Origin of the sequence: Acaryochloris sp. CCMEE 5410, assembly GCF_000238775.2 — a bacterium.
Classification (GTDB): Bacteria; Cyanobacteriota; Cyanobacteriia; order Thermosynechococcales; family Thermosynechococcaceae; genus Acaryochloris.
Genome location: NZ_AFEJ02000001.1, coordinates 1,956,082 through 1,972,162 on the forward strand (window position 1 = coordinate 1,956,082; position 16,081 = coordinate 1,972,162).

Sequence of the window (16,081 nt, forward strand, 5' to 3'; positions counted from 1 at the left end):
TTAAAACCTATAAATTCCAATAATTTGCGATCGCACCCCGTTCCAACACCCAATTAATTCCCCTTGGTTCTCCCGTTCACCTTGACCAGAATGGGGTCAATTGCATTTGGTGTAAGGAGTCTCATATGTCCCATCCCAGTCAACAACCGGGGTCTTGGCACAAACCCATCTCTACCCTGCTACTACTCTCGGGCATGGTCGCGGGAACCGTCTTTGTCAGCTCAAATGTGTTGCAATTCGAATCCAAATCCCATGCCCAATCCCCCAAGCTATCTCAACCCAAACAAGAGGTAAATCAGAAATCAAAACCGTCTCCACCCACCGGAGGGCTTTTTGCCGAGGTGGATGGCAAGAAACTGTCTTTTCCCCTTAAACAAACTGATGTCGAAGCCGATATCTCCGGTAATCTGTCGCGGGTAGAGGTCAAGCAAACCTTTACCAATCCCTACGACCGACCATTGGAAGCGATCTATCAATTTCCCCTACCCGAAGATGCCGCCGTGGACGATATGGAAATTCGGATTGGCAATCGGATTATTCGCGGTGTGATCAAAGAGCGGCAAGAAGCCAAACAAATCTATGAAACGGCTAAGCAGGAAGGTAAAACCGCTGCTCTCCTAGAGCAGGAGCGGGCTAATTTATTTACCCAATCCCTCGCCAATATCGTGCCCGGGGAAACCATAGAAGTGGTGATTCGCTACACTAACAGCTTGGAGTTTGAAGGGGGAGATTACGAGTTTGTCTTTCCCACGGTGGTTGGGCCTCGCTATATTCCCGGCGATCAGATTGATGCCGCAGGTAATACCACTCGGGTCACCGATGCTGCCAAGATTACACCTCCCCTCCTGCCGCCTAGTCAGCGGTCTGGTAACGATATCAGTATCACGGTCAATTTAGATGCGGGGGTACCGATACGGAATTTGCGATCGCCCTCCCATCCCATTCTCACCAGCAAAAAAGGCCAGCAAACCCAGGTCAAACTGGCCAATCAAAAAACCATCCCCAACAAGGATCTAATTCTCCGCTATCAGGTGGCCAGCAAGCAGACCCAAGCCACACTCCTAACTCAGTCTGACCAACGGGGCGGTCACTTTGCCACCTACTTAATTCCAGCCTTGAAATATAAGTCGAACGAGATTGTCCCCAAGGACGTAGTGTTCCTGATTGATACCTCCGGGTCTCAAAGTGGCCCACCCATTGTCCAATCTAGAAAGCTAATGGCCCAGTTTTTGGACAAGCTCAATCCCAACGATACTTTCAGCATTATCAACTTCTCCAATACCACCTCTAAACTGTCCCCAAAGCCCCTGGCCAATACCCCGGCTAATCGCAAAAAGGCCCTGGACTATATTAAAAAACTGGATGCCAATGGCGGGACAGAGCTGATGAATGGCATCAATACCGTTGCCGCCTTTCCCCCGGCCCCAGATGGACGCCTGCGCAGTGTGGTTCTACTCACGGATGGTCTGATTGGGGATGACGAAACCATCATTGCTGCCGTGCGCGATCGTCTGAAGCCGGGGAATCGCATTTACCCCTTTGGCGTCGGTTTCTCCACCAATCGTTTTTTGCTGGATCGTCTGGCAGAAGTGGGTCGAGGAACTGTTGAAGTCGTCGCCCCCAAAGACTCCGCTGAGAAAGTGGCTGCGAAGTTTGTCAAAACCATTAACAAGCCCGTCTTGACCGATATCGAAGTCTCCTGGGTCGGTCCTGGTAAAGGCCCCGATATTTATCCCCTGCGAGTCCCGGATCTATTTGCCAACCAGCCCCTGGTTCTCCACGGGCGCAAGCAGGATGGCCAATCCGGCAAGCTGAAAATTACGGGCCGAATGGCAGGTGGAAAACCCTATAAGCAGGTATTGGACGTTAAGTTTGATGCCTCTGGCAATGAGGCGATAGCCCAGCTCTGGGGCCGGAATCGCATCAAAAGTTTAATGAACCAGATGTATGGCCGAGAAACGGACCCGGCTGTTAAGCAGGTGCTTGATACTGCCCTCGCCTATCGCTTGCTCTCTAAATACACCGCCTTTGTCGCTGTTACCGAAGAGATTCGCGTCGACCCCAACAACCCCAACCTCAAACAACGGGTACCGGTTGATCTGCCGGAAGGGATGAAGCTGACCAACCCAGCGGCCCATGCTACCCCGGAACCCAGCGAAATTCTCGGTTACCTGATTGCTCTATTTGGCATCTTCCTGGTTATGGCCAAAAAGCATGGCTTGAAATGGTTGCCCACCCGGAGGCAGTCATGAGTCTAGCTCAGTCCCAACCAGGGGCGAAGACTTGGCTCGTTGCCATTGGTATGACCCAAGTCTTGCTCCATCTCCTCCTCGTTCGTCGCAGCCAATATCCCTACCTCTTACCCGCCAGCAGTATCTTTTGGGCCGCCACCGCTATGCAGCTTTACACCCAGCGTCATTACTTATCCCTTCGCGACCATCGAGCCACTTGGGGTGGACTGCTGTTGCTGGCAGGCGTGGTTTATCGAGGGCTTCATGCCTTTGAATCTGACTATTTTCTGCGGCTCTATCCTCTACTAGTGCTGGTGAGTTTGAGTCTCTTAGCTTCCGGCGTCCAGGGATTGGCGCAATATCAAGGAGCGCTTTACCTCTTAGGCTTCTTTGCCCTGCCTTGGGAGCTGCTCTACCTGCTCGATTTCACCACCTGGACCACTCAGCTTTCTACGATGCTGCTACGACTGATGGGCTTTGCCGTCCATCAACAGGGCTTTACCATTGCCCTGCCAGGGGGTGCTATTGAGGTCTATAACGGTTGCTCTGGGGTACGGTCGATTACCCAGCTTCTGGGCTTGGCCTGGATATATGTGACTTTAACCGCGACGCAGGGCCAACAGAAATATCTGATCCTACTGGGAGCGATCGGTATTGGCTTCTTTGCTAATGGCTGTCGTGTGGCTCTCCTCGCCATTCTCTCCAGCCAACCGGATACCCTTCACTACTGGCACCAAGGCGATGGGTCGCTCTTATTTTCGCTACTGGCTGTATTGCTGCTGGGGCTGCTGCTCCTCAGTTTGCCGACTCGCCAAGGGAGGTATTTATCATGATCAGATGGTGTAGAAACAACCCACTAGCAGTGGTTTGGGGAGTCACGGTTTTGGTATGGGGAGTTGCGATCGCAATCTTCCAACCCCAAATCCCTCAAGTTGCGCCCTACCCATTTCCTCAAGTCATTCCCCTTGCAGATTGGACCTTTACTGATAGTCAGCCCCTCACGCCTGATCAAACCCCAGACCCTCAAGATATTCCTGGTGAAGTGGTGTCTGGGCAGCGGTATCACTACCACCAAGGCGATACCCATTTACACATTGAGATGAGATATCTGGCCCAGACCAATGGCGACCTAAAAGCCCTGATTAAACATCAGACCGGCAGTTTAGGCACCGTGCTGCAATCCGTAGAAGGCGTGGGGGAATTCAGCCTATTTACTCAGGGCGCTGCTAGCCAGCTAGATGCCTGTATCAACCCTCAAGGAACCAGTACCGTCACCAGCGATCAGTTCAAGCGCAACCGTACCCTATACGATTGGCGATCTGGGCGTTTCCTCGGCTGGATCCTCGGCCAAGCGCCTCTCCATGACAATCGTTGTCTATGGACCCAGATGACCTTATCGACCTCAAGCGATGCGACCTCGGCAGTGCAGGCTCAGGCTTTAACGTCTACCTGGACAGACTGGCATCAGTGGTGGCAATTTCACTTTCCGCCATCAGCCAAGACCCCGTAATGCTCTTGAAAACCTTACTCCATCGCCTCTAAGGGCCGCATCCTTACCTCCATTCCCCCGTGATTGGGGGATTCACTATCAGTGCCGATCGTTTCCAGGTTTTTTAAAGAGATGGGGATGCTAACTTTTTCGCTTAACACTATTTTTTAAGATTTTATAAGGAATTGAATCAAACAACCTTGACTGGGTTGATGGGGGTACCATACGTAGCGAACTCTTGAATGCCAACGGGGGGAACTGTATATGGCATGTATTGAAGACGCGCAGCCACTGTGCGATCGCAATCTTTGCGTTTTAGCGGACAACCGATCCGTTAGCAGCCATAGAGAAGGGGGAGTGCATGGCACCACTCTCTAAAACGAATGTGGTCGTCATTGGTGGAGGACCAGGCGGCACTGCAACTGCGATTCGTTGTGCCCAGCATGGATTACAGGTCACACTGATCGAAGGGGCTGAAGAATCCCGGCCTCATACGAGTGAAACCTTACATCCCGAGATTGAGCCGCTATTGAAGAAACTCGGGGTCAGAGATCAAGTCTTAGCGGCAAACTTCCCACGATGTCCCGGACGTTGGATCGCTTTGCAAGGGGAGCGCCAATTTTACGGCTTTGGTGAGAATAAACATGGACCCAAGTTGGGATTCCAAGTCAAGCGATCACAGTTCGACACCCTGCTTTTGGAACAGGCTAAAGCGATGGGAGTCAAGGTTCTTCAACCCTGCCGGGCTATTGAGCCACTGGTCAGCCGAGGACAAGTCCAGGGGCTGATCACCACGGCAGGGGGAATCGAGGCCACTTATGTGGTGGATGCGACAGGAAGCCATCAATGGCTAGCGCGAAAACTGAAACTCAACACCACACCCTACTCTCCCTCGTTACAAGTGGAATACGGCTATAGGATCGGACATTGTCCCAAGCAAGATTATTCTCCCTTGATTGCCCCAGCACCAGGGGGGTGGGTATCCGTTGCGAAGGTCCAACCCTTACGTTATCAGTGGACTCGTTTAAAGTGGTTCCAGCCATCGGACACTCCTTGGTCTCCCCCCAACCTAGCCGAGCTTTTGCCCAGTGATACCACCCATGTTATGGATATGACTTGGCGTCTGATCAATCCAGCGGCTGGCCCTGGTTATTTTTTAGTCGGTGATGCGGCAGCCATTCTCGACCCTATCTCCTCCCAGGGAGTCTTGAAAGCGATTGCTTCAGGGATGATGGCTGCCCATCTAATCAATCAACAATTTCAGCAAGCGAAACTGCCACTTTCAATAGCAGACCGTTACGCGACTTGGTCCCGGACCAATTTTCACCAAGATTTGATGGCATTACAGCGGTTGTACACCCCTATCCTGTCGAAGGTTACAGCTTAAACAAACTTGCTGTATTGATTCGGTGCCATTCTGACATCCTGTTAATCTTTATTCATAGAATCACTGATGAATCGTCCTGTTTCACTGCAACCGTTTGCTCCAATCGACTTTTTAGACGCTAGAAGTAGATGTTGATATCGGTCAAGTCAAACAGACCAGTAATCACAGAGTGGCCTGTTTGACTCAATGATGTCCATGGGTGAAGGACATCGAGGCCACTAGCTGTCCAAAACCCCCGGCCAATTTTTATCAGCTTCAGCAATATTCCCTGGAATATCTCCCTCCCACTGCTTTTGAACATCAAGACTGTAATTGAGATACAGTTTGCCATCTACAATCTTCCAAGCTTGAGGATCGATAGAGGCCGTGGTGCCTTTCTTCACTGCCCAAGCGCAATAGCCCCCATACTGAGGCGCATACTTTTCTGGGTCGCTGGCAAAAGAGTCCCGATTTTCAGCACTCGCAAATTGCCAAGTGGCTCCCTTCCACTCATGGGAGAACTCTCCTGTGCCTTTGACAGGCTTACCCTCTGTAAAATAGGCCACCGGATCATATCCTCGAATGGCTGCACCATCTGCCGAGAAAACAGCAGGCTTTGTATTGGCTTGGCTCTGTTCAGCCCCAGATCCCGCGTTAGACGTTGAAGGATCTGTACACCCCATGCTCAGACCCATACCGAGCAATAACACTGCCGGCCAGAGTGCAAATTTAAATTTCATAGATAACCCTCATAACGGATCATGGCAAGTTAAACCTGCCCTCAGGATAATACTGGGTCTTAAATATGAGAGTGATGTGAATCTCCCCTAAAAAGATGCTGTCATCGTAGTAGCGTTTTTATCTACCCTATTCACAAGAGGAGGGTAGCGCTAAAGTTTGAGCATACTGGACTGAGATTGATATCGATGGTGCAACTCAACCGTTCTAGCACGCCAAGCATGAGGTGATCCTAGTGACTTCTTCCAATCAGATCCACCGTTGTTCTTGGGTGGATCTAAGCAAGCCCGATTATGTTCAGTATCACGATCAGGAGTGGGGCATTCCTGTCTATGACGATCCGCATTTATTCGAGCATTTAGTCCTGGAGTCTTCTCAGGCGGGCTTAAGCTGGTACACCGTCCTGCGTAAACGCGAAAACTACCGAGCTGCCTTTGATCAATTCAATCCTCAAAAAATTGCCCACTATGATGTAGCCAAGATCGAAACCCTCATGGGCAATGCCGGTATCATCCGCAACCGCAAAAAGATAGAAGCCATCATTGGCAATGCTCGCGTCTTTTTACAGATTCAGGCAGAGTTTGGCAGCTTTGCCCACTATAGCTGGCGCTTTGTGGGCGGACAGCCCATCGTTCATTCCTTCAGTGCATCTGATACCTGGCCTACCACTAGTCCAGAATCCGATGCTATGAGCAAGGATCTACGAAAACGAGGCTTCAAGTTTTTTGGTTCAACCATCTGTTATGCCCATATGCAGGCCACAGGTATGGTGAACGACCATAGTCTGGAGTGTTTTCGTCGCCAAGAGATTATCGACAGCTATAAGTAAGCTTCCACTGTTTGGACCATTGAGTGATTTAGTCTAATGCTGGACGTTACAAATGTTGAGAATGGGCAAATTTGCACTTATTTACTAGAAAAAGAGGGGCAATCTTAACCATTATCCCCTTCTCTAGAGAACAGGTTCTGATAGGAGTGTGGTCAGTGGGATGGGCTGAACATATCGGTATTTTTTCTCCATTGATAGAACTTAATAAATCTAGAAATGCTTAGCTAGAATAGCTGCCAGAAATAGGCTGGCTTTTAATTTTGCCATAAAGAAATAAAAATACAGATTAAAAATACAATATCTGTCCCAAAATAGAAGATACTTCACCCATAAACTGAATCCTTATCTCTATCAATTGATTATTGGTTGCTGTTGTGAGTTTATTACCCTTATTGCCGTGTTTACACGCCTTAGACCCTCATCCTCCTGGATTTAGGAGGTTCAACGTATCTTGGTTTGAAGCCTGAGGCTTAAATCAGACACCGATGAGTGTGCTTTTTCCGCAATCCTGAGGCAGATTGGGTATTATAGTGTGAACTTCTTTCTTTAGTGTCCCATCCTTCGAATTGCCATGGCTCGATATACTCGTTCGCTATCAGTTGCATTATCTTTGAGCAACTGTCTTACACAATTGAAGGCTGTGTTAGAGAGTTGTGATTTGGAAGCGCTTTTCTCCAAAGAGGACTGCATCATTGCCCGAGAGAAACCGGGTAAAGTCCCCTTTGCCAAACTCGTTACCATTGAAGTTTTAGTAGATAGCACTCGGGCAACCAGTAACATCACGAATATGGATGTTGTCGTTAAAAATGAGGAATTACCGCTACAAAGTAATAATCATTGTTTCCAGATTTTCAACCAATTTAGTCAAGCCATCGATCAACATTCTGGCTGGCAAGTCATCGCTGAAGAAGATAAGTCTGAGCAATCACAAAAAGCATCTTCAGTAGAACCCCCAGCTCCTTCGCCAGCCGCCACTGTGTCTCAGATCCCCGTAACATCAGAGACAAGTCCTGCGGCCAAGCCCATCGCCTCAGATCCCTTAGCGCCCTCGGCCAATACTCAACCTGAGCCTGTTGTGCAGTTACCCAAGGCCACTGAACTTCCTTTGCCACAGCCTTTTACGGATACCACAACTTCAGAGCCAGCTACTCCCCCAGAATCCCCCCTATCCAAGAACAACGACTCGATTAACCTAGAGTCAACTGCAGAAAAACGGGTGCAAACAACGGCAAATTTAGAGGAGCTGCGACAAAAACGAGCAGAAAGCGTAGCCAACTTGGAGCGTCTCAGACAAAAACGCGCTGAAAGCATTGCCAACCTAGAAAAGATGCGACAAAAACGAGAGCGTATGTTCGCAGCTAATGAGCGTGAGGGTGCTGGAGAGGATATTAGCCCCCTCGATTTACCTGAGCGGCCTTCGACCTCCCAGGCATAATCCTAATCAAAATAGAACAGGGTCACTAGCTTACGCAGTTCTTCAGCTTCTTGACAGGTCTTGAGCAAAGTATGGCTGTCATGGAAGGCAAAGCAAATGAGCTGATCACATCGAGAAACGATCTCCTGGTTGCAGATAGCACTTGCTTCTGCCAGGGACAGGTTGTCATGTTCTGGTTTTTCCACCAGATGCATCACTTTCTCCAATAGCCGTTGAGACTCCGGGGGCTGCTCTGTCATGCTTTGGGGAAGTACCACCGTTAATAACTTTGGATCCGCTCGCATCGCACCTCGAATGGCCGCAGCATTGGTGCCAATCGCACCCGATGTGAGGAGGCGGTTTCCAGAAAGGGCTAATGCATAGCTCATCATTTCGATGATGTGCTGATGCATGAGGGGGACGTGGCGAGAACCCAAAATGGCAATGCGTTTGGAACTGGTCTGTTGAATCGCTGCTAGTTCTTGTAGAAACTCGTCAGCTTTGGGGTCGCCAACCTGAGGTAAATCGAGAGACTGGCTCAAAGAGGTACTGTGCCGAAACAACCCAGCTATTTTAACAAAGGTCAGTCAGATTTTGGGGGTGATGGATGGAGTTTATTCTTTACAACCAGGATTGGCCTTGAATATCCTCCCAAACGAGAGAAAGTAAGTCAGAATTTGCAGCATCGAACCAATGAATGGCAGAATTCGCTCTAAACCAGGTGCGTTGGCGCTTGGCGAACTGGCGAGTATGAAGAACAGTTTGGGTTGCGGCGTCTTCTAAAGAAAATTGTTGGTGTATATGAGCCTTCATTTCTTGATAGCCTAGGGTCTCTAAGAGGGGGAGTTCGGCCCCATAGTGGTCGATGAGTTTCTGGACTTCAGTCAACCAGCCCTGCTCCACCATGGCAGCCGTGCGCTGCTGAATGATGTCGGTATGCTGGTCCAAATCACTAATATCTAAGCCAATTTGCAAAATGGGATAGGACGGGGGATTCTTGCCTTGCTGTGCCGATAGGGGGATGCCCGTGGTGTAAAAGACTTCTAACGCTCTTAGGGTACGGACTTGGTCATGGGCATGAATTTTTTGGGCTGCTGGTGGATCGACTTGCTGGAGCCATTGGTAAATCTGGATTTGGCCTTGGGATTGGAGTTGAGATCGCAACGCCAGTTGCGGCGGTACCCGCGGAATCTTCAGTCCCTCCACAATCGCCCGGATATACAGTCCAGTCCCTCCTACTAGAAGCGGCGTTTGCCCCTCAGCATGAAACTGAGCAATGAGCGCCTGAGCCTGTTCTTGGTAGTCGGCAACCGTCAAAGTCTCAGTAGGGTCACAGATATCAATGAGATAGTGAGGAACATCTTCTTGATCCGTTACAGAAGGTTTCGCAGTACCAATATCAAACCCCCGATAGATCTGCCGGGAGTCAGCACTGAGAATAGGCCCTCCCAAACGTTGGGCTAAAGCTAGTGCCAGAGAGGATTTCCCTGTCGCCGTTGGCCCACAAATTACGATCAACCCTGGCGTCATTCCTACTGAATCCTAAAGAATTAATAATGCAACCCCACGGTAAACAGCCCTTAAGACAGGTCTAAAATCGCTTAAAAGGCATTTGTGATAGAATTTGGGGGGTTTTTTGTATTTGCCCAAATCAACACTGCTTTAAGTCGCTTATAGGAGCGCTTCACTACATGGCCACAAACTACAGTGCAGATCAGATTCAAGTCCTGGAAGGATTGGAACCGGTTCGGAAACGTCCTGGGATGTATATCGGCAGCACTGGCCCCAGAGGTTTGCACCACTTAGTGTACGAGGTGGTCGATAACTCTGTCGATGAAGCCCTTGCGGGTCACTGTAAGCATATTCACATTTATTTAAATGAGGACGGTTCTGTCCGAGTCACCGATGATGGCCGCGGCATCCCCACCGACAAGCATCCCACTACAGGCAAATCGGCCCTAGAAACCGTGATGACCGTCCTCCATGCGGGCGGAAAGTTTGATGGGGATAGCTATAAAGTGTCAGGCGGACTCCACGGGGTAGGTATTTCCGTAGTTAACGCCCTCTCCGAATGGGTGGAAGCGAAAGTCTGGCGCAATGGCAAGGTTCATACCCAGCGATTTGAGCGAGGCATTCCAAAATCTGAATTAATCGCCGAACCCACCGATCGCAAAGAATCGGGAACCGCCATTACGTTTTTACCCGACAACACGATTTTTACCGTCACCACAGAATTCGACTATAAAACCCTTGCTAGCCGTTTGCGGGAACTCGCCTACCTGAATGCCGGGGTAGAAATTTCTTTCCACGATAACCGTCTGGAACTCCTAGAAGCCGACGAGCCCAAGGTTGAGACCTACCGCTACGATGGCGGAATTAAGGAATACGTTGATTACATGAACCGGGACAAAGAACCCATTCATGAAGAATGCATCTATGTAGAAGGAGAACGCAATAATGTTCAGGTCGAGGTAGCCCTGCAATGGTGCCGGGATGCCTATTCTGACAACCTGCTGGGATTTGCCAACAATATCCGCACCATTGATGGAGGTACCCACTTAGAAGGTCTGAAGACGGTGCTCACCCGGACCATGAACTCCCTGGCTCGGAAGCGCAGCAAGCTTAAAGATGGCGATTCTAACCTTGGGGGTGAACATATTCGGGAAGGCTTAACTGCCGTTATCTCCGTCAAAGTGCCGGAACCCGAATTTGAAGGCCAGACTAAAACCAAGTTGGGTAATACAGAAGTGCGGGGGATTGTTGATTCCCTCGTGGGTGAAGTACTCACGGAGTATTTAGACTTTCACCCCAATGTGGCGGATTCTGTGATTGAAAAAGCCCTGCAAGCCTTTAACGCCGCTGAAGCCGCTCGTCGGGCCAGGGAACTCGTTCGTCGCAAGTCGGTACTGGAATCCTCGACCCTACCTGGGAAGCTCGCAGACTGTAGTTCCCGTGACCCTAGTACATCAGAAATTTACATTGTGGAGGGAGATTCTGCGGGAGGGAGTGCGAAGCAAGGACGCGATCGCGGCTTCCAAGCCATTCTGCCCTTGCGAGGTAAAATCCTCAACATCGAGAAAACCGATGATGCCAAGATCTACAAAAACAATGAGATTCAGTCTCTGATTACTGCCTTGGGTCTCGGCATTAAAGGCGAAGAATTTGACGTCTCCCAGCTTCGCTATCATCGGATCATTCTGATGACGGACGCTGATGTAGATGGCGCTCATATTCGGACGCTCCTACTCACCTTCTTCTATCGCTATCAGCGAGAACTGATTGACCAGGGCTATATCTATATTGCCTGTCCCCCCCTCTACAAAATTGAGCGAGGTCGATCTCACTACTATTGCTATAGCGATCGCGAACTTCAGAACCTGGTTCAACATGAGTTCCCTGCGAATGCTAACTACACGATTCAGCGGTTTAAGGGCTTAGGAGAAATGATGCCAACCCAGCTTTGGGATACCACCATGAATCCCGAAACCCGGACCCTCAAACAAATCGATATTGAGGATGCGGCGGAGGCGGATCGGATTTTCACGATCCTGATGGGCGATCGCGTCGCTCCTCGCCGAGAATTTATCGAGACCCACGGTCCTCGACTTAACCTCGCTGAACTCGATATCTAGGAGCTGCCATGACTCAAACCATCAAAGATCCACTCCGTTGGACGACAGCAGATATTGAGTCCTTAGCAGCGGATGAATGGAAACGTTATGAAATTATTGATGGAGAGTTGTTTGTGACTCGGGCACCGCATATTTGCTGCGGGACGCATTTATGCCAGATTATTGTTGTGGTCTGAAGAAACAAACCAGGGCCAACCCATCCTGACTCCGGGCTTGATTTTCTCTGATGCCGATAATGTGAGTCCCGATGTGGTTTGGGTGAGCAATCAGCGTCTGGCAGCGATTGTTGATGAAGAAGGCCATTTAACGGGCGCACCGGAGTTGATTGTGGAGGTGCTGTCAGCAGGGGGGAGCAATGAACGTCGAGATAAAGAAGCGAAGTTGAAATTGTATTCCTTAAAAGGAGTGCAAGAATACTGGATTGTTGATTGGCGATTACAACAGTTAGAAGTCTACCGACGAGACGATGCTAGACTGCGGCTTTATCAGACGCTTCTAGCAGATGATGAAATCTCATCCCCTCTATTACCAGGCTTTTCCTGTGGCGTAGACCGTTTCTTTTAGAGACGTTTTAATTGCCCTATAGGATGTCTGCTCAATCAACCTCTCCAGAGTTGAATGGTATCGGATTGATATTTGCAATACCCGGCATTAATCAGCGGAGATTCTCTAAAGCCGCGAGTAATCCGGCAAGGATGGCTAGCAGGACCAAACCCCAAATTACAAAGCCAGGAAAAAAAGTAATTACCTCTAAACCGCGAAGGACATAGACAGCGATCGCACCGGACAGAAAGAAGAAAAACCACTTCGCGGCCCATGATCGTGCAAACTGTCCCATGTTCTATCCTTTGTTGCTAGGTCTATGTTAGCCAAAACTCATTAAAAACAAAGCTCAAAGCTGCGCTAGCAATGGGAACAGTGAGATTATCAACACCCCATTTAGAAAAAGCTTCTAGGGTAGAAACAATCACAGAAATAGCGACGGCACTAATCCAAGTGGCAGTGATATTTCCCTGAGTAATCCACAAAATCCCGTAGATGATCAGACAGCTAACGCCTACCATACTCAAAGAGCCTTCCCAGCTCTTTTTCATCCCCCAGGCTTGATAGGGATGTCGGCCAAATCGCTGACCAATCAGAGCAGCTAAACCATCTCCCCAGGTCATGGTCAAAATACCTATGGCAGCATATTGGGGCAGCTTTAAGGGCCAAAACCAAGCAATCAAAATACCAATGCTTAAAGCATAGAAAAAAGTCCCCAGACTTTTCCGGCCCACACCACTCACACTAGACAAAATAGGGTAACGATAAGACAGCAACGTCACAATACTGAAAATAACCGAAGCTGAAATTCCAACCCAGGTAGGCACATCCAGCCACCAAGCCAACAAAATGACATTGCCCGTACCAATATGAACCACCTTACGGGTGATTTCAGGATCGGTGGTAATTAGTCGCTTTAGGAGTTCAGCACTCCCGATCACAATTCCCAACCATATTCCCACCAGCAGCAGTTGTGCGGTGATAGATGTAGGAGGGCTAGGAAATGCGAGCACGGTCAATGCAATAGTCCACTATCAATTCGGTCAATGACCTTCACTGTAGTGGATTCTGCTAGTCCTGAAAAGTGGATTGATTGTACTGACAACCCTTGTTAGAGATCGCTGATCAGCCCCAGTGAGAATTTTCGGATCTCCCGTGGCGCTAAAAAGTGCTCATGCCCAGAATACTGCTCATATAGTTAGGGTTTCATTCCCCAACTTCCATCACGCTCCAAATGTTTAAGGTATTTACCTCATATAGAGGTACGAACCACACGAAATCCAAGCTGGCTGCTGCTCTCATCCGGAGCATTAGATCCGCGTGAGGCAGAATAGCAGTTCATGGAAGACGAGAACCAATCCCCACCTCTTTTGACACATTGAGAGCGGCCATTATGCATATCAATCCAAGCTGAACCATCTACCGGTGCTAAGTCATAGGTTTTTTGATACGTATCAAGACACCATTCAGAAACATTGCCATGCATATCATAGAGGCCAAAAGCATTGGCGACCTTAAAGTGGCCTACAGGCGTTGTCCCTCGGCCGACCTTACCCGCTTCTTCCCGGAAAATATTGACAAAGGTCATGAGGATTGTGGAATCATAATTGGCAAATTCAGGGCTGATTGTATTGCCAAAGTGAAAGATAGTTTCGGTTCTGGCCCGACAGGCATATTCCCACTCCGCTTCGCTCGGCAAGCGGTAAGTCATTCCCGTTAGTTGAGAAAGACGATCACAAAACTCTACGGCTTCATACCAAGACACACTCTCAACGGGAAGTTGACTTCCCTTAAAGTGGGATGGGTCAGCCTTTAATTCAATAGAAATTTTCTCTAGCTGGGCAATAGCACGCCACTGTTCTTGAGTGATGGGATACTTACTCATGTAGAACGACGGAAGTTCTACCACATGCTGTGGCTTTTCATTTTTATCATGATATTTGTCATCATCTGTGGATCCCATATGAAATTTCCCCTCAGGAATGGCGGCGAGCTCTAGGTCCACGTCAGACGCCAATGTCTCGACATAATATTGAATTTGATGTGTCGTACGCTGTTTTTCTTTTCCTTCCTGGTTTAGCAACACCACATCGAACGGTGTATCTGGCTCTGAGGGCGTCCACTCTTTCAGTATTTCCTGCTGAATTTGGCCAGCGACGTCCTCCGAAATTCCTAATGCCAGACGCAGGTCATTGAGAATGTCTTGAGCTTTTTCCAACTTTCCTTGCCGATGTTGGAGTTCAAGCTGCGCTGCATTTCTAAATTCCTGACGGTTAGACTTTTCAGTGTCATAGGCGGCCTTCAGCTCAATCCTGATCTGATCGATATCCCTATCAGACAGTTGATATTGCTCAGCCAACCGAGCTAACATTTTTCGCTCAGCCGGAGAGATATCACCATCTTGGAAAAACTTCTCTGCTAGCTGCTTATACTCCGTAATGCCTGTCAGCCTTCTCTGGGCTTGTTGTGCTGCCAGAATCTGCGCTTGAATGTCTTGGGCGATTCGACTCACTTCTTGGACAACGGGTGTCCAAGAGGGGCCTTGAGTCATACGAGCAAACTGGGGTTGAGTCGTTTCAAATTCTTGATCTTGAGCCACATCTTGGAGCTTGGGTAATGAAGTCTGCTCGAAGTAGCTAGAGCGGATAAAGATAGAGAGGGTTGGCGTGGCTGTTAAGAACAAAATCACATCAGCCTGGTGAAGGGAACTATCACTGGAGTGCTTTACAGGGACTCCTGTGTCAGACTTGAGATCGCACCCCAATTCAATTAACCCTTTCTGCTGCAAATCCCTCAGATGCAGTTCCAGTGACTGGCATAACTCAAGGTGCTGATCAGCATTCGAGATCATCACTTTAACCGGCTTAAGTGCCTGGTCTAAGCAGGAATTGGGCATGGGACGTTTCACCATTTCTCGTTAATGTTCCCCGGCCTTTATGTCTCGTGATCAATCCTGCAGACTCAACACCTATTTTGAGACAGATCACCAGTCTGACTCAGATAGGAATGTCCAACAGGCGAGCCCTGCAATACCTGGAGTTTTAGCGAACTTATTAGGTTTTCTTATGCCGTTTAACCTTGACCCTCAAGCCAGCTTTAAGGATTAGCCTAAGAACATGGCAATAGTCCTTTGTACCCAGACCAAATTAGTACCCCATCTAGCAAGAGTTAAGTCTTTAGATCCTGGTATCACCCCCAAGGGATTGAATAGGCTGGGAACAAGAAATACAACCCATCCAGTCAGGAGTCACTCTATACCTATGAAGTTTCGTTCTTCGTTTTTAATCGCAGCAGTTCTTTTACCCGTCATTGGCCTAGTTGGCATGGGGCAACCCTCTCAAGCCCAACCCGGCCAGAACTCATCGACTGTGCTGGCACAACGCCAAAAGCTGAGTCCAGAAGAACGGGCGGCTAAACGAGAAAAGCGAGCTGCACAATTTAAGCAGACCCTAGGTTTAACGGATACCCAAGTCACTCAAATCAAATCTATTCGCGACTCCTATCGACCCAAGATCAAAACCTTACGCCAAGAGGCTAAAACGCTACGGGAGGGGGGTGCCTCACAAGACCAACTCCAAACCCTTCGCCAGCAACGAAAAGAATTGCGCAAGCAAATGTACAACGATATCAAAGCTGAGCTGACTCCAGAGCAAGCTCAGAAGTTAGAAGAGCTTAAAGCCTGACTGCCTGACAGAAGTATCTCAAAGCCTTTATTTTCATAGTCTTTGAGAAAAGAGTGGAGCGACATGTGAAGCTAGATTTAAGCACAAATCAGCGTTACTCAAATGTCAGGCTCCACCCAAATTTATCGTCAACTGTTCTCCTTTTTACGTCAACAC

14 protein-coding genes and 1 pseudogene are annotated in these 16,081 nt (G+C 48.9%); 9 read left to right on the forward strand and 6 right to left on the reverse strand.

Features of this window, described 5'->3' with window-relative positions; genetic code table 11:
• The first annotated feature begins 125 nt into the window (after nt 1-125).
• From ON05_RS08710 to ON05_RS08725, 4 genes are all read left to right on the forward strand, one after another.
• Nucleotides 126-2,252 (forward strand): VIT and VWA domain-containing protein, encoded by a 2,127-nt coding sequence (locus ON05_RS08710; RefSeq protein ID WP_010472025.1) that lies wholly within the window; start codon nt 126-128, stop codon nt 2,250-2,252.
• Nucleotides 2,225-3,064, forward strand: a complete 840-nt coding sequence (gene crtA, locus ON05_RS08715) for a cyanoexosortase A (protein ID WP_010472024.1) — start codon at nt 2,225-2,227, stop codon at nt 3,062-3,064. The genes ON05_RS08710 and crtA overlap by 28 nt, the downstream gene beginning before the upstream one ends.
• Nucleotides 3,061-3,741: a cyanoexosortase A system-associated protein gene (locus ON05_RS08720; RefSeq protein ID WP_010472022.1), complete on the forward strand. Its 681-nt coding sequence runs from the start codon at nt 3,061-3,063 to the stop codon at nt 3,739-3,741. Before crtA ends, ON05_RS08720 begins: the two co-directional genes overlap by 4 nt.
• A 340-nt stretch (nt 3,742-4,081) precedes the next feature.
• Nucleotides 4,082-5,107: an NAD(P)/FAD-dependent oxidoreductase gene (locus ON05_RS08725; RefSeq protein WP_010472019.1), complete on the forward strand. Its 1,026-nt coding sequence runs from the start codon at nt 4,082-4,084 to the stop codon at nt 5,105-5,107.
• A 218-nt stretch (nt 5,108-5,325) separates the two neighbouring features.
• Here the strand turns inward: ON05_RS08725 and ON05_RS08730 are convergent, their stop codons facing one another.
• The gene (locus ON05_RS08730) at nt 5,326-5,826 is read right to left on the reverse strand and encodes a YHS domain-containing (seleno)protein (protein WP_010472017.1); all 501 of its coding nucleotides are present in this window, start codon (nt 5,824-5,826) and stop codon (nt 5,326-5,328) included.
• Between the two features lie 233 nt (nt 5,827-6,059).
• Between ON05_RS08730 and ON05_RS08735 the strand changes: the two genes are divergently transcribed.
• Together ON05_RS08735 and ON05_RS08740 are read left to right on the forward strand one after the other, a co-directional pair.
• Nucleotides 6,060-6,653 (forward strand): DNA-3-methyladenine glycosylase I, encoded by a 594-nt coding sequence (locus ON05_RS08735; protein ID WP_010472014.1) that lies wholly within the window; start codon nt 6,060-6,062, stop codon nt 6,651-6,653.
• A gap of 610 nt (nt 6,654-7,263) precedes the next feature.
• Complete coding sequence (locus ON05_RS08740) at nt 7,264-8,088, forward strand: hypothetical protein (protein WP_236618909.1); 825 nt, start codon at nt 7,264-7,266, stop codon at nt 8,086-8,088.
• A 2-nt stretch (nt 8,089-8,090) separates the two neighbouring features.
• Here ON05_RS08740 and ON05_RS08745 read toward each other — a convergent pair whose 3' ends face one another.
• Together ON05_RS08745 and miaA are read right to left on the reverse strand one after the other, a co-directional pair.
• Nucleotides 8,091-8,609, reverse strand: a complete 519-nt coding sequence (locus tag ON05_RS08745; RefSeq protein WP_010472010.1) for a DNA-processing protein DprA — start codon at nt 8,607-8,609, stop codon at nt 8,091-8,093.
• A gap of 79 nt (nt 8,610-8,688) precedes the next feature.
• Nucleotides 8,689-9,597, reverse strand: coding sequence for a tRNA (adenosine(37)-N6)-dimethylallyltransferase MiaA (gene miaA, locus ON05_RS08750; protein WP_010472008.1), 909 nt, complete (start codon nt 9,595-9,597; stop codon nt 8,689-8,691).
• Between the two features lie 161 nt (nt 9,598-9,758).
• Here miaA and gyrB point away from each other — a divergent pair, with 161 nt between their 5' ends.
• Both gyrB and ON05_RS08760 read left to right on the forward strand, forming a co-directional pair.
• On the forward strand, nt 9,759-11,699 hold the full coding sequence (gene gyrB / locus ON05_RS08755) for a DNA topoisomerase (ATP-hydrolyzing) subunit B (protein WP_010472005.1): 1,941 nt from the start codon (nt 9,759-9,761) through the stop codon (nt 11,697-11,699).
• Between the two features lie 8 nt (nt 11,700-11,707).
• Nucleotides 11,708-12,263, forward strand: a pseudogene (locus tag ON05_RS08760) (Uma2 family endonuclease).
• 91 nt (nt 12,264-12,354) lie between these two features.
• Here ON05_RS08760 and ON05_RS08765 read toward each other — a convergent pair.
• From ON05_RS08765 to ON05_RS08775, 3 genes are all read right to left on the reverse strand, one after another.
• Nucleotides 12,355-12,537, reverse strand: a complete 183-nt coding sequence (locus ON05_RS08765; protein ID WP_010472003.1) for a hypothetical protein — start codon at nt 12,535-12,537, stop codon at nt 12,355-12,357.
• Between the two features lie 22 nt (nt 12,538-12,559).
• Nucleotides 12,560-13,261, reverse strand: a complete 702-nt coding sequence (locus ON05_RS08770; RefSeq protein ID WP_010472002.1) for a diacylglycerol/polyprenol kinase family protein — start codon at nt 13,259-13,261, stop codon at nt 12,560-12,562.
• A 233-nt stretch (nt 13,262-13,494) separates the two neighbouring features.
• On the reverse strand, nt 13,495-15,138 hold the full coding sequence (locus tag ON05_RS08775) for a formylglycine-generating enzyme family protein (protein WP_010472000.1): 1,644 nt from the start codon (nt 15,136-15,138) through the stop codon (nt 13,495-13,497).
• A gap of 364 nt (nt 15,139-15,502) precedes the next feature.
• Between ON05_RS08775 and ON05_RS08780 the strand changes: the two genes are divergently transcribed.
• The gene (locus ON05_RS08780) at nt 15,503-15,925 is read left to right on the forward strand and encodes a Spy/CpxP family protein refolding chaperone (RefSeq protein ID WP_010471999.1); all 423 of its coding nucleotides are present in this window, start codon (nt 15,503-15,505) and stop codon (nt 15,923-15,925) included.
• Nucleotides 15,926-16,081 lie beyond the last annotated feature (156 nt).